11 protein-coding genes and 1 tRNA gene are annotated in these 14331 nt (G+C 69.4%); 6 read left to right on the forward strand and 6 right to left on the reverse strand.

Features of this window, described 5'->3' with window-relative positions; all coding sequences use genetic code 11:
* Positions 1 to 130: 130 nt before the first annotated feature.
* Entirely contained in the window at positions 131 to 664 is a 534-nt protein-coding gene (locus ACFWN2_RS41510) for a hypothetical protein (RefSeq protein ID WP_382436111.1), read from the forward strand.
* Between the two features lie 33 nt (positions 665 to 697).
* Here ACFWN2_RS41510 and otsB read toward each other — a convergent pair whose 3' ends face one another.
* From otsB to ACFWN2_RS41525, 3 genes are all read right to left on the reverse strand, one after another.
* A complete protein-coding gene (otsB, locus tag ACFWN2_RS41515) occupies positions 698 to 3229 on the reverse strand; it encodes a trehalose-phosphatase (RefSeq protein ID WP_382436112.1) in 2532 nt (843 codons plus the stop codon).
* A gap of 47 nt (positions 3230 to 3276) precedes the next feature.
* A complete protein-coding gene (locus tag ACFWN2_RS41520; protein WP_382436202.1) occupies positions 3277 to 4710 on the reverse strand; it encodes a trehalose-6-phosphate synthase in 1434 nt (477 codons plus the stop codon).
* A 69-nt stretch (positions 4711 to 4779) separates the two neighbouring features.
* Positions 4780 to 6123, reverse strand: coding sequence for a threonine/serine exporter ThrE family protein (locus ACFWN2_RS41525; RefSeq protein WP_382436113.1), 1344 nt, complete (start codon positions 6121 to 6123; stop codon positions 4780 to 4782).
* A gap of 259 nt (positions 6124 to 6382) precedes the next feature.
* On the opposite strand from ACFWN2_RS41525, the gene ACFWN2_RS41530 reads away from it, so the two are divergent.
* Positions 6383 to 6455, forward strand: a tRNA-Thr gene (locus ACFWN2_RS41530).
* Positions 6456 to 6516: 61 nt separating this feature from the next.
* Here the strand turns inward: ACFWN2_RS41530 and ACFWN2_RS41535 are convergent.
* The gene (locus ACFWN2_RS41535; protein WP_382436114.1) at positions 6517 to 8178 is read right to left on the reverse strand and encodes a hypothetical protein; all 1662 of its coding nucleotides are present in this window, start codon (positions 8176 to 8178) and stop codon (positions 6517 to 6519) included.
* Between the two features lie 40 nt (positions 8179 to 8218).
* Here ACFWN2_RS41535 and mgrA point away from each other — a divergent pair, with 40 nt between their 5' ends.
* Positions 8219 to 9247 (forward strand): L-glyceraldehyde 3-phosphate reductase, encoded by a 1029-nt coding sequence (gene mgrA, locus ACFWN2_RS41540; RefSeq protein ID WP_382436115.1) that lies wholly within the window; start codon positions 8219 to 8221, stop codon positions 9245 to 9247.
* Positions 9248 to 9364: 117 nt separating this feature from the next.
* Here the strand turns inward: mgrA and ACFWN2_RS41545 are convergent, their stop codons facing one another.
* Entirely contained in the window at positions 9365 to 10780 is a 1416-nt protein-coding gene (locus tag ACFWN2_RS41545; RefSeq protein WP_382436116.1) for a sensor histidine kinase, read from the reverse strand.
* 8 nt (positions 10781 to 10788) lie between these two features.
* Entirely contained in the window at positions 10789 to 11487 is a 699-nt protein-coding gene (locus ACFWN2_RS41550) for a response regulator transcription factor (protein WP_281244951.1), read from the reverse strand.
* Between the two features lie 136 nt (positions 11488 to 11623).
* Between ACFWN2_RS41550 and ACFWN2_RS41555 the strand changes: the two genes are divergently transcribed.
* Genes ACFWN2_RS41555 through ACFWN2_RS41565 form a run of 3 tightly spaced genes read left to right on the forward strand, consistent with a single transcriptional unit; the run spans position 11624 to position 14234 of the window.
* Positions 11624 to 12982, forward strand: a complete 1359-nt coding sequence (locus tag ACFWN2_RS41555; RefSeq protein ID WP_382436117.1) for a ferric reductase-like transmembrane domain-containing protein — start codon at positions 11624 to 11626, stop codon at positions 12980 to 12982.
* Between the two features lie 14 nt (positions 12983 to 12996).
* A complete protein-coding gene (locus tag ACFWN2_RS41560) occupies positions 12997 to 13491 on the forward strand; it encodes an FMN-binding protein (RefSeq protein WP_382436118.1) in 495 nt (164 codons plus the stop codon).
* 2 nt (positions 13492 to 13493) lie between these two features.
* The gene (locus tag ACFWN2_RS41565) at positions 13494 to 14234 is read left to right on the forward strand and encodes an FAD:protein FMN transferase (protein ID WP_382436119.1); all 741 of its coding nucleotides are present in this window, start codon (positions 13494 to 13496) and stop codon (positions 14232 to 14234) included.
* The last annotated feature ends 97 nt before the right edge of the window (positions 14235 to 14331 follow it).

The following is a 14331-nucleotide window of genomic DNA, read 5'->3' on the forward strand; positions in this document are numbered from 1 at the left end:
ACGGACTGAGTGGCCTGGCGCAGGGAGGAAACCGTCGCGGATCGAGTTCGTGGACGTGAGGATGCGGCGGTGATCGCGCTTCACCAACGCCAGCCCGTGGCGGGCCTGGCCGCTGTGATCGAATTAGCGCGTGTTGGGGAGACACGACAGCGAGACAGGTGAGTTGTTGCGGTTCGCCGCGTCCATCGTGCCCTCCGAGGTGCGCAGCGCGGACCTGCTCGACTACCTCGACCTGGAGGAGTGGGAGCTCGTTCTCCAGCTCCTCGGCGAGTTCGACGGCAACACCTGGCAGACACCGCGCTTCTGGGCCCTGCTGGCGGAGGCGGCGATCCAGATGGAGCAGGACGAGGCCTGGTTCCAGTGGCGGTGCGTGGAGTCGATCCAAGGCGTGCTGCGGGTCGAGCTGACGCTGGCCGTGGACGCGGAACCGTTGCAGGCCAGGGGAGAACGGCCGATGTGGGACGTCACGGGCCGGGAGCAGCGGGTGGCCGCGCTGTGGATCGAGTCCAAGCCCGTGCTCAACCCCGGCGAACGGGCCACCGCGCGGCTGCGGCCGTTCGTGCCGCCGGCGTGGGCTCATCTGATCCGCGGTGACGTGATCACGCTGCACGGGAGCTCGCCGGGGCGGGCGAAGATCATCGAAAAGGTGCCGCCGCGGCCCTGAGACAGGACCGCGGCGGCATCAGAACGCGGAGAACTACTGCGAGAGCAGTTGGGCGCAGCGGATCAGGCCGAGGTGCGAGTACGCCTGCGGGTGGTTGCCGAGTGAGCGTTCGGCGACGGGGTCGTACTCCTCGGGCAGCAGGCCGGTGGGGCCCGCGGCTGCGACGATCTGGCCGAACAGCTCCTCGGCCTCGGTGCGGCGGCCGGTGAGCAGGTAGGCCTCGATCATCCACGCGGCGCAGAGGTGGAAGCCGCCCTCGTCGCCCGGCAGGCCGTCGTCGCGGTGGTAGCGGTAGACGGTCGAGCCAGACCGCAGTTCGGCCTCGATGGCCGTCACCGTCGACTGGAAGCGCTCGTCGGTCGGGTCGATCAACCCCGACAGACCCACGAACAGCGAGGCGGCGTCGAGGTCGTCGCCGTCGTAGGCGGTGGTGAAGGACTGGACCTCGTCGTTCCAGCCGTTCTTGAGCACGTCGGTGGCGATCGTGTCGCGCAGCGGGACCCAGGACGGGTCGAGCTCGCGGCCGAACTGCTCGCCGAGCTTGATCGCGCGGTCGATGGTCAGCCAGCACATGACCTTCGAGTACACGTGGTGGCGCGGCGCGTGCCGTTCCTCCCAGATGCCGTGGTCGGGCTCGTGCCAGCGCCGCGAGACGGCCTCGGCCATCGCACCCGCCATCGACCAGTCCGCGTCCGACAACGAGCCACGTGCGGTGGCCAGCTGCACGACCAGGTCGACGACCGGGCCGAACACGTCGAGCTGCACCTGCTGGTTCGCGAGGTTGCCCACACGAACCGGCCGGGAGCCCGCGTAGCCGGGCAGCGACTCGATGACGGCCTCGGCGCCCAGCTGGGTGCCGTGCAGCGTGTACAGCGGGTGCAGGCGCTCCGGGCCCGGGATGGTCTCCAGGACGCCGTGCAGCCACGCCAGGAAGCCGTCGGCCTCCGCGAAGGAGCCGACCGACACCAGGGCGGCGGCGGTCATCGCGCCGTCGCGCAGCCAGCAGTAGCGGTAGTCCCAGTTGCGGACGCCGCCGAGCTCCTCGGGCAACGAGGTGGTGGCCGCGGCCATGATCGAGCCGGAGTCCTTGTGCACCAGGCCGCGCAGCGTCAGCGCGGAGCGCAGCACCAGGTCCGTCTGCACCTTCGGCAGGTGCAGGCCCGCGGCCCAGTCCGACCAGTAGCTGGCGGCGAGGTCGCGGCGCACCGACTCGTTCAGCGGGTGCTCGGAGATGTCGTCGGTGCCGCAGCGCAGTTCCAGCAGCACCGGCGCGCCCTCACGCGGCCGGACGACCGCGCGTGCGGTCTCCTGCTGGCCGTCGGAGGTGATCTCCCAGTCGACGCCCGGCGAGCGCAGCACCATCGGGTCCGACGTGCCGACGACGCGCAGGCCTTCGCGCTCGCGCAGCAGTCGCACCGGCACCTGGCCGAACTCGGGGCGCGGCGCGAACGTGATCACCGCGTTCGTCGAGCCCGAGATGCGCCGCACGAGGTCCGTGCGGTGCGAGGCGAGGTTGTGCTCCAGGTAGTCCGACACGAGCAGGCGCGACCAGCGGGTCTCCACGATCATCGTGCCCGGCAGGTAGCGCTGGCCCAGCGGCAGCGACCCGTGCTCCGGCTTGATCGAGAAGTGACCGGCGGCCGGTCCGCCGAGCAGGTCCGCGAAGATCGCCGCGGAGTCCGGCTCGGGGTGGCACAGCCAGTTGACCTTCGCGTCCGGCGTCACCAGCGCCACCGAACGCTCGTTCGCGAGCATCGTCAGGCGCTCGATCGGCACGGCCTGGTCGCCGTGCAGCCACGCGCGGCGCTCCTCCAGCAGGAACGCCAGCACCGTCGCCACGTCGGACGGGTCGCCCACGTAGTGCTCGGCCAGCGACTCGCCGGCGCCCACGCGGATGCCCAGGTCCGGGCCGGACAGGCGCGCGAACGCCTTCTCGTCCGTCACGTCGTCGCCCAGGAAGATCGCCGCGGTGGCGCCGACCTGGTGACGCAGGATGTCGAGGGCGTGGCCCTTGTTGGTCTCGACGACGGCCAGTTCGATGACGGCCTTGCCCTCGGTGACCTGCACACCCTCCCAGGTGCACGGACCGGAGCGGACGGCCGACAGCACGGCCTCGCCGATCGCCTCGGACGCGGCACGGCGCACGTGCACGGCGATCGAGGCGGGCTTGACCTCCAGCTGGACGCCCTCCTGGCCTTCGGCGATCTGCTCCAGCTCGGCTTCGAGCCTGCGCAGCAACGCCTTGGCGTCCGCGTCGAGCGCGTGCACGAAGCCGACGTCGAACTCGGAGCCGTGCGACCCGACGAGGTGGACCTCGCCGGGCAGTCGGGACAGCGTGGCCAGGTCGCGCAGCGCGCGACCGGAGATCACGGCCGATGTGGTCTCGTGCAGCGACGCCAGCGAACGCAGCGCGTTCACCGACTCGGGGAGCGGGCGGGCCTGCTCCGGGTCGGCCACGATCGGAGCGAGTGTTCCGTCGTAGTCGCTCGCGACGAGAAGTCGTGGGGTACGGGCGAGCTGCACGATCGCTCTGCGCAGTTCGGCGGGGAGGGCCTCGGCGGTCAACGCCCCTCCAGGAGCACTTGATGGGTCATTGGCAGGTCTGAAAGGATTCAGACCGAGGTCTGCGTGCCCAACGCCTCCAGGAACGACCTCGCCCACCGGTCAACGTCGTGGGTGAGGACTTGGCGACGCAGCGCGCGCATCCTACGGCGGCCTTCAGCAGGATCGATGTCGAGGGCGGCCTGGAGAGCGTTCTTGACACCGTCCAGATCATGGGGGTTCACCAGGAACGCGCTGGTCAGTTCTGCGGCAGCGCCGGCGAACTCGCTGAGCACCAGAGCTCCACCAAGATCATATCGGCAGGCCACGTACTCCTTGCACACGAGGTTCATGCCGTCCCGGACGGGTGTGACGACCATGACGTCCGCCGCGCTCATGAACGCGACGAGCTCCTCGCGGTTCACCGACTGGTGCAGGTAGTGCACGACGGGCTTTCCGACGCGCCCGAACTCACCGTTGATCCGGCCGACGGACTGCTCGATGTCCTTGCGCATCGTCACGTAGTGGTCGACGCGCTCACGGCTGGGCGTGGCGAGCTGGACCATCGCGACGTCCTCCGGGTCCACGCGTCCGTCCGCGATCAGCTCGTACAGAGCGCGGATCCTGACGTCGATGCCCTTCGTGTAGTCGAGGCGGTCCACGCCCAACAGGATGCGCTTGGGGTTGCCGAGGTCCGCTCGAATCTGCTTCGCACGGGCCTGCGTCTCCTTGCGCCTGGCCACCGCGTCGAGGCCCGCGCTGTCGATCGAGATCGGGAACGCGCCGACGCGCACGGTGCGGTCGCCGACCTGCACGACACCCGGCCTGGTGCGGACGCCGACGGTGCCGCGGCTGGGCTCCAGGCCGACGAGCCTGCGGGCCAGCCAGAGGAAGTTCTGCGCGCCGCCGGGCCGGTGGAAGCCCACCAGGTCGGCGCCGAGCAGGCCGCGGATGATCTCCGTGCGCCACGGGAGCTGCATGAACAGCTCGACCGGCGGGAACGGGATGTGCAGGAAGAAGCCGATCTTGAGGTCGGGCCGCTGCTCGCGCAGCATCGCCGGGACGAGCTGCAGCTGGTAGTCCTGCACCCACACCGTCGCGCCCTGCGCGGCCACCTTCGCGGTCGCGTCGGCGAACCGCTGGTTGACCCTCACGTAGGTGTTCCACCAGTGCCGGTGGAACGCCGGCTGCGCCACGACGTCGTGGTAGAGCGGCCAGAGCGTGCCGTTGGAGAAGCCCTCGTAGTAGTCCTCGACGTCCTTGGCCGAGAGCTCGACGGGGTGCAGCAGCAGGCCGTCGTCCTCGAACGGCGCCACCTCGGTGTCGGGGACGCCGGGCCAGCCGACCCACGCGCCGCTGTGTGAGCGGAGGAATGGCTCCAGGGCACTCACCAACCCACCGGGGCTGTGCTTCCACCGCTCGGTTCCGTCGGGCAAGCGCTCCAGGTCAACCGGCAGCCGGTTGGCCACGACTACGAATTCCGCCCCGTTCTCGCCAATGTCCATGCTCACGAAACTGAGGCTAGTGCGGACGCGTGCTGTCGGCGTGTCGTGTAACCCCCGTCACAGCGAGTTTCACTCCAAACGACGCTTGCTGGGTTTGAGCGGCCCGGACATGCGCGGACCAGCGAACTTCCGCTCCAGACGCCCCAGTCCGGTGCGCACCGGCTGGGCCAGGTACTCGCCGAACACGACACCTCCGGCCAGAGCGAGAGCAATGCCACTCGCGAACACGAGGGTGCTCAGACCGGCCGGATCGCCCTCCGCGGTGAGCTGGAACAGGCCTCGGTAGGTGGTCCAGCCGGGCAGCAGCGGGACGACGCCCGCCTGCACGACGACGAGCGTCGGGATGCGCAGCCGGCGGGTCATCGTGGCGCCGCCGAACCCGGTGATCGCGGCGGCGACCGCTGAGCTGAGCAGCGCGTCGAGGCCGAGGCTCGTCATGAGGCCGTAGGCGGCCGTGCCGATCGCGCCGGAGATGGCGGCGGCGACCAGCGCGCGGGGCTTCGCGTAACAGGCGAGCGCGAAGAACGCACTCGTCGCCGCGCCCGCCGCGAACTGCATCGGCACCGCGGAGATCAGCGCGGGCAGCGGGTCGCTGAGCCTGATGTCCAGTCCGAAGTGGACGGCCGAGCGGATCGCCAGCGCGACGCCCGCGATCAGGCCGGCGCTGAGCAGCACGGTCTCGACGGTGCGGCCCGCGGCGGTGACGTTGTAGCCGGAGATCGCGTCCTGCACGGTGCTGACGAGAGCGAGCCCGGACAGCAGCACGACGATGCCGACGGCGACCAGCAGGCTCGGCCGCACCGGCAGCAACCCGGTCGAGTAGATCGCCAGCGCGGCACCCGTGCCGAGCGCGCCGCCGACGAGTTGCTGGAAGAAGAACGGCAGGTTCCGCCGGTTGAGGACCCGGCCGACCCGGTCGACCACGGCGGTGATCGCGGCGGCGGTGAGCGCGAGCACCAGCCCGCCGCCCACGAGGAACGCGACCGCGGCCGCCATGCCTCCCCACGCGGCGGTGGCGACCCACCGCGGATAAGGGTGCTTGGCGTTCACGATGTCTTCGAGGCGTGCGTGTGCTTCCTCGATCGGCCCGAGATTGCGCACGAGGTGCTCGACGTCGGCCAGCCGCGTGTAGTCGAGACTGCGCTGCCGGACGACCCTGATCGACGTGATCGGCAACGCCTCCGTGCCCCGATGACACGACACGCTGATAGAGGTGTAGATCACGTCGACTTCTGTGTGCGGCAAGCCATAGCTCTCGGTGACGGAGAGAATCGTGGCTGTCACGTCGGCCGCGCCGGCCCCACTGGCCATTTGGACCTCACCGATCTTCAAAGCGAGATCGAGTACCAGGTGAACCGTGGTGTCATCGGGCAGAGCGGGGCCGTGCAGGCTGTTCGTGGAAATCTTCGGCACCTCCGTCGTGTGATCGTGACGGACTCTTCGACTGTTGCTGTGTCATCGGCCACCTCCGATCGGGCGACCCGAAAAGGAGGACATGATCACTGTCCGTTGGTTACCCTCCTGACCTGGTCAGGGCGGTCACTCCGACGCATTGATCCACTCAGTTGGTTGGTCCGACTCCGGTCGGAGCAATCCGATCACACTGAGAGCAGACCGTTCGCCGCAGGTAGCACCCGCAACGGGCGCTTACGATGTTCGCGAACACGAGCCGGCCGGCGTAGCTCAATTGGCAGAGCACTCGCCTTGTAAGCGAAAGGTTAGGGGTTCGATTCCCCTCGCCGGCTCTTCTGAAGACGAGGGTTCGCCCAGGTGGGCGGGCCCTCGTCTCATTTCGCAGACGGGCTGTCAGCTCTTGCGGACCAGCCCGGTGAAGCCCGCGACACTCAGCGTGGCGAACGACCAGCCCATGATCTGCACGACCCAGCCTGCTCCGGTCGCCCACTGCCCGGCTGGTCCGTTCGCCAGTTCGCATCTCGGTGTGCCACCGAGCTTCACGAGCGGGATCGCGAGATCCGCCGCAAGACTGAACCTGTTCACAGGTGAACACGAGTCGGCGGGGCGGTCCTTGGCCGGTGTCAGGCCGTTATAGGCGTTGGTTGTCCACACGAGACAGAGCGCGAGCAGGAACGTCACGAGTAGGCCAATCACCGCCCTCGACGGTTTGTAGCCGTAGCCGAGAGTGACGCCCAGGAACCAGTGCCACAGCTTGTTGCCGGGGTCGCCGTGGCGGCGGAGGTCCTCCTGCTGCGCGATCAACACCTTGCGTGCGGTGTGCTCGTGGCCGGCGGCGCGGTGGACGGCGGCGAGTTGTTGGTAGGGCTGGGCTTCGTAGAAGAGCGTGTGGTCGCGCAGCATCTTGAGCCACACGCCGGTGTCGAGCGGCGGGTTCGGGTAGATCAGGCCGTCCATCGTCACGATGAGGTTGCCGGCCTCGAGCAGCTCCGACTCGCCGAGGCTGAGCGTGTTGCCGACCTTCGTGCCGGACAGGTCGAGGTCGAAGCCCTGGCCGTGGTTGACGAGAGTCGTCGATCGGATGACGAGCTCACCGTTCACCGTCGCGTCGGTGAGGTCGACCGCGGCGCGCCTGGTCCTCGCGCTGATCGTGGAGTCGTTGATCGTGACGCTCGCGCCGACCTTCGCCCGGTGCAGCACGAACGCCTCGCCGTCGTCGGCGCGCACGGATCCCTGGACGACGAGCCCGGCGCCGACTCGCGTGTCGACCATGCGGACCGCGTCGCCCGAGGCGGAACGGGCGTCGAAGCCGAGGAGCCGGACCTCCTGCTGGAACTGGGCGCCGTCGAGGAACAGCGCGGGGCCGGCCTCGGCGCGCAGGACCGCGCCGCGCAGCCACAGGGTCCGGCAGGAGGCGTCGGACAGCGCCACGGCAGGGCTCTCGCCACACGCCTTGACGAACGCCCCGTTCAGGATCAGGTCCCCGCCGATGTCCGCGTTGGTGCCGACGAAGGCGAGGCTCTTGTCGTGCACGATCACCGCGTCCGTCAGGTCGACGCCGCCGCCGATCTCGCAGCCGTCGAGCCACACCCGGCTCGCGAACAGCCGGTCGGCCTTCACGCTCCGGGTGACGTGCAACCCGGTCGCGAACAGCGGCCTGGCGGTCGCGTCCTGCAACAGCAGCGATCCATCGATGCGCGCGTTCTCCAGGTCGACGATGCCGGTGCAGCGCGTGCCCTTCATCGTGAGGTAGCGGGTGCGCAGGTTCTCGGCGTTCAGCTCCGGCAGCGTGGAGCCGTCGAGCGACAGCGCGGGTAGTTCGGTGTCGTGCAGTGAGAGCGGTTCCTCGAAGACGCAGTCGTCCAGCTGCAGTGCCGTCGAGGTGCTGATGAAGCTCAGGTCCAGCACACCGGTGATGCGCGCGCCGACCAGCAGGAGGCCGCGCGGATCCACGTCCCCCGACCGCAACAAATCCCGGATCGCCGTGGCGGGCACCACGTTGTTCCCACGCCGTGAGAGGTCGAGCACCTCACCGGCCTCGGCCGCGCTCTTCATGTCCTGCACTGTCTTGTTAGGACGTGACATTGTGGGTCCCATGTCCTACCTCGCGGATAGCGCGCGCTACGACCAGATGACTTACCGGCGGACGGGGCGCAGCGGTCTCAAGCTGCCCGCCATCTCCCTCGGTCTGTGGCACAACTTCGGCGGCGACCGGCCGTACGAGCTGGGCCGCGGAATCGCGCGGAGGGCGTTCGACCTCGGTGTCACGCACTTCGACCTCGCCAACAACTACGGTCCGCCCTACGGCTCGGCGGAGATCACGTTCGGGCAGATCCTGAAGGATGATCTCAGGCCGTACCGCGACGAGCTCGTGATTTCGTCGAAGGCGGGCTACGACATGTGGCCGGGTCCGTACGGGGAGTGGGGCAGCCGCAAGTACCTGCTCAGCTCGCTCGACCAGTCGCTCACGCGGATGGGCCTCGACTACGTCGACATCTTCTACTCCCACCGGTTCGACCCGGAGACGCCGCTGGAGGAGACCATGGGCGCGCTCGTGTCCGCGGTCCAGCAGGGCAAGGCGCTCTACGTCGGCATCTCGTCGTACTCGCCCGCGAAGACCCGCGAGGCCGCGCAGCTGCTGAAGTCGGCCGGTGTGCCGCTGCTGATCCACCAGCCGTCGTACTCGATGCTCAACCGCTGGATCGAGCCGGAGCTGCTGGACGCGCTGGAGGAGGTCGGTGCCGGCTGCATCGCGTTCTCGCCGCTGGCGCAGGGCATGCTGACCGACCGCTACCTCGACGGCATCCCCGAGGGATCGCGCGCCACGCAGGGCAAGTCGCTGTCGACGGACCTGCTGAGCGAGCAGAACCTCGCCCGGATCCGGTCGCTGAACGAGATCGCGAAGTCGCGCGGCCAGTCGCTCGCGCAGCTGGCGCTGACGTGGACGATCCGCGACCCGCGCGTCACGTCGGCGTTGATCGGCGCGTCGTCGGTGGGGCAGCTGGAGCAGAACCTCGCGGCGCTGCAGGCGCCGCCGCTGACCGACGACGAACTGGCCGAGATCGACAAGTACGCCGTCGAGTCGGGTATCGACCTGTGGGCGACGAGCTCGCAGGCGGACTGAGGTGTGGCCGGTCGGGGGTGGGCGGGGTCGTGAGGACCGTCGGCCCCCGGCCGGACCGAGTTGTGGCCAGACCGGGGTGGGCGGGGCGTGAAAACCGTTGCCCCCGGCCTGACCGAGCTAGGCCTGGTGCCGGGGGAGGCGGATCGTGAACACCGTCGACCCCGGCCGGCTCGTCAGCTCGATCGTGCCGCCGTGCGCCTCCACCAGCGACTGCACCACCGCGAGCCCGAGCCCGCTGCCCCCGCGCTGCCGCGTCCGCGAGTCGTCCACGCGGTAGAACCGGTCGAAGATCCGCGCCTGGTCCGCGGCGGGGATCCCGGGGCCGGTGTCGCTCACCCTGATCACCGCCCAGCCGTTCTCGGCGGTCACCTTCAGCAGCACCGACGTGCCCGCGGGCGTGTGCACGGCCGCGTTGGTCAGCAGGTTGTCGAGCACCTGCCGCAACCGGGTCGGGTCCGCCGTCATGGTCACGGTGTCGGCGTCCACCGACAGCGGGTGCGTCGAACGGGCCGCGTGGAACGCGTCCGCCGCCGCCTCCGCCACCACCGACAGGTCGAGCTCCTCCGGGCGCAACGGTGGTTCGGTCGCGGCGGAGTCCAGGCGTGCCAACAACAACAGGTCGTCCAGCAGCACGCTCATGCGTGACGCCTCCGACCGCAGCTTCTCCAGGTGCTTCTCGCGTTCGCCCGGTTCGTTGGCCGCCGCGTACTTGAAGAGGTCCGCGTAGCCGCGCAACGAGGTGAGGGGCGTCCTCAACTCGTGCGAGGCGTCGGCGATGAAGCGGCGCAGGCGTTGTTCAGCGGCCGTGCGCGCGACCAGGGACGTGTCGATGTGCGCGAGCATCTTGTTGAACGCCTCGCGCAGCTCCTCGACCTCGACGCCACCGCCGCGTCCGTCGACGCGCACGGTGAGGTCGCCCGAGTCGGTGAGGTCGTGCGACGAGATGTCGTGCGCGGTGTCGGCCATGTCCGACAGCGGTTGCATGCCCTTGCGGATCAGCGCCTGACCGCCCACGACCAGTGCGATCAGCGCCGCCAGGAACGCGATCACGCCGACCGTGACCAGCTGGGAGATCGTGCCGTCGCGGTCGTGCGTCGGGGCGGCGCTGACGAGGATCCACTCGTCCTTGACGACCTGGCACGCGCGCAGCCTGAACTTGCCCTCGCCGCGCAGGTACTCGGTCTGGAACTCGTCGGCGGTCAGCGCCCTCTTCGCCAGGGCGTCGAACTCCTCGCGGTCGGCAGGCTGCTGGTCGCCCGGCTGGGGTTGCAGCTGACCGTCCTCGATCTTGTAGACGACGGCGAACCAGTCCGGCGGCAGCTTGGAGACCTTGCCGTGGTTGTCGATCTCCTTGACCGCGCTCGTCTGGCTGATCACCATCTGGTCGTCGAGGCGGCGGTCGAGGAAGTCCTTCATCGACGTGACCATGACCCAGCCGACGATCGCGAACACGGTCAGCGCCAGCGCGCCGAGGCCGAGGGCGAGGCGGGTGCCGAGCCGCCAGTCGCGGACGGGCTTGAGGCGGAACTTCATCGCGGGGCTCACTCAGCTGCTCGGCGGAGCACGTACCCCACACCGCGCACGGTGTGGATCAACGGCTCGCGGCCGTCGTCGAGCTTGCGGCGCAGGTGGGAGATGACCAGCTCGACCACGTTGGAGCGGCCGCCGAAGTCGTACTCCCACACGTGGTCGAGGATCTGCGCCTTCGTCAGCACGGCCGGCGAGCGCCGCATCAGGTACCGCAGCAACTCGTACTCGGTCGGCGTCAGCGTCACGAGCTTGCCGCCGCGACGGACCTCGCGCGTGTCCTCGTCCATCACCAGATCGGACACCTTCAGCACCGACCGCTTCCACGACGGGCCCGTCGAACGGCGCAGCACGGCCCTCAGACGGGCCATCAGCTCCTCGACCGAAAAAGGTTTCACGAGGTAGTCGTCGCCGCCCCGAGTGAGCCCCGCCACGCGGTCGGCGGTGCCGTCACGGGCCGTCAGGAAGACCACCGGGACCATCGCTCCTGCCGACCGCAGCCGATCAAGAACGGTGAATCCGTCCAGGTCAGGCAGCATGAGGTCGAGCACGACGATGTCCGGCTGGAACTCGGCCGCCTCTCTCAACGCCTCTTCGCCGTTGAGCGCGGTCGCGGCCTGCCAGCCCTCGTACCGGGCGACCGTCGCGACCAGGTCAGCGATGTGCGGCTCGTCATCCACGACGAGCAATCGAACCGAGTTGCCCTTGTCCACGTGCTCATGGTGCGCCACCCGGTGGCTCGTCCGCTCGATCGACAGGAAGTCGACAGCGCGGACAAAGGGGAGCCACAGCTCGAACGCTGAGGATCGACACCGACCGACCGAGACCGCCCTGACCGAGGAGCCCGCCGTGACGACCACCCTGCAGCACCCCGTGCGACCGGCTCCGGCCGGCCGGGCGACGCCGCACAAGGTGCTGGCCAAAGCCGGCCTGTACGTGTTCCTCCTGGCCAACGCGGCGTTCGTGACCTACCTCTTCAACGCGGCCGGTGTCGGCACGAACAAGCTGGTCAACTTCGGCAGGCTCGCCGGTCTGTACGGCGCGCTCGCGATGGCGTTCCAGCTGCTCCTGGTGGCCCGGCTGCCGTGGCTCGACCGGCGCCTGGGCATGGACAAGCTCACGTCGTGGCACCGCTGGGTCGGGTTCACGATCTTCTTCACGCTGATCGGCCACCTGGTCTTCATCGCGTTCGGCAACGCGGGCGCGGACGGCCCGATTGCGGAGGTCATCCGGCAGGCGACCGAGCTGGAGGGCATCCTCCGCGCGCTGGTGGCGTGGGCGATCATCATGGTCGTCGGTGTGGTCTCGGCCCGCTTCGCGCGGCGCCGGCTGGCCTACGAGACCTGGCACTTCATCCACCTGTACACCTACATCGCGATCTTCCTCGCGTTCTCGCACCAGGTGGCGGTGGGCAGCACGTTCCGCAAGTCCGCGCTCGCGACCGGCTACTGGTGGGGCCTGTGGGCGTTCGCGCTCGGCTCCGTTCTCATCGGACGCGTCGTGCTCCCGCTCTACCGCAACTGGAAGCACCAGTTCCGGGTCGCCGCCGTCGTGCCGGAGGCGCACAACGTCGTCTCGGTCTACATCGAGGGCAAGGACCTGGACCAGCTCGGCGCCCGCGCCGGCCAGTTCTTCCTCTGGCGCTTCGTGACCAAGGACCGCTGGTGGCAGGCAAACCCGTTCTCGCTGTCCGCGGCGCCGAACGGCAAGTACCTGCGCCTCACCGCGAAGGCCCTGGGCACCGGCAGCGCGGACGTCCGCAACGTCAAGGTCGGCACCCGCGTGTTCGCCGAGGGCCCGTACGGCGCGTTCACGACGATGCACCAGACCAAGCCCAACGCGCTCCTCGTCGCGGGCGGTGTTGGCGTCACGCCGGTCCGCGCGCTGCTGGAGGAGATCAAGGGGCACGTCGTGGTGCTCTACCGGGTCAGCGACCCCCGCGAGGCAGTGCTGCTGCGCGAGCTCGAAGGCCTCGCCAGGGCCAAGGGCGCGGTGCTGCGCCTGGTCACCGGTTCCTCGAAGACCATCACCGCGAACGGACCGCTGCTCGGCCCCGAGAACATCGCCGCGCTCGTGCCGGACGTGCAGGACCGCGACGTCTTCATCTGCGGCCCCGGTGGCATGACCGACGCGGTGATCAAGAGCCTCGACGAACTGGGAGTGCCCAGCAACCAGATCCACGCCGAGCGCTTCGCGCTGGCCAACTGAGAGGGTCCGACGACGTGAAGAGGGCAATTCCCGTTCTGGCGCTGAGCGTGGCCGGGCTGGTCCCGGTCTGGATCTACTCGCCGAGTGCCGCGCACGAAGGTGAGCTCAGCGAGGTCGCCGCGCCGCCCGCGCAGGAACAGCAGCAGGCCGCACCGCAGACCACGACCACGGCTCCGAAGACCACCGGCTCCGCGCCGAAGACGACGGGTTCGGCGCCCAAGACGACCCAGCAAACCCAGCAGCAGGCCCAGAACCGCACCGTGCCGGGCCCCGCGGTGAACACGTCCGAGGGCACCGTGCAGGTGCAGGTGACGCTCCAGGGCACCAAGATCGTCGACGTGAAGGCGTTGCGGGCGCCCAACAGCAACCCGACCAGGATGGCGCTGCCGCTGCTGCGCGAGTCGGCTCTCAAGGCGCAGAGCGCGGACATCGACACGGTGTCCGGCGCGACCGCGACCTCCGACGGCTACAAGCAGTCGCTGCAGGCCGCGCTCGACCAGGCGAAGTAGAGGTGGCCGTGCGGCGCGTCGAGCAGGTCATGGGGCTGCCGATCTCGGTGGACCTCCGTGACGGGGACGCCGCGCTGGCCGAGCGGGCGTTCGCCTGGCTGCGCGCGGCGGACGCCCAGTTCTCGCCGTTCAAGCCGGACAGCGAGGTGTCCCGGCTGGACCGGGGTGAGCTCACCAGGGAGGAGCTCACCCCGGACCTGGTCGAGGTGCTCTCGCTGTGCGACTGGTACGAGCAGTCGACGGGCGGTGCGTTCACGGCGCGGGTGCCGGGCCGCGGGCTCGACCCGTGCGCGGTGGTGAAGGGCTGGGCCGTGCAACGGGCGGCGGACATGCTGCGCGAGGGCGGCGCCACGTCGTTCTGCGTCAACGCCGGCGGCGACGTCGTGACCGCCGGCGAGCCCGAACCCGGAAAGCCTTGGCGCGTAGGGGTTCGGCACCCCGACCTCGCCGACCAGCTGAGCGTCGTGCTCGGCGTGCGCGACGGAGCCGTTGCCACGTCAGCGTTGTACGAACGCGGGCAGCACATCCTCGACGGCCGCACCGGTCAGCCGGTCACGGGAATTCTTTCGGTCACGGTTTTCTCCGACGACCTCGCGATCGCGGATACCACTGCCACAGCAGCGTTCGCGCTGGGCAGGGACGGGATCGAGTGGGCGGCGGAGCAGGAGGACTGCGAGGTCTTCATCGTCGACGAAGATCGTCGCGTGTACTCGAGCCCTGGACTTCCCGTACACATCTGTTAACATGCTCGCCCAACGGAGCGTTGACTCCGGGGCACGTTTTTCGTTGATCAAGAGCTGGATCGGAGCTCGCGCTCGGGGCAAGTCCCGGCCTGCTGTT

It is taken from the genome of Lentzea sp. NPDC058436, assembly GCF_042721515.1.
Lineage (GTDB): Bacteria > Actinomycetota > Actinomycetes > Mycobacteriales > Pseudonocardiaceae > Lentzea.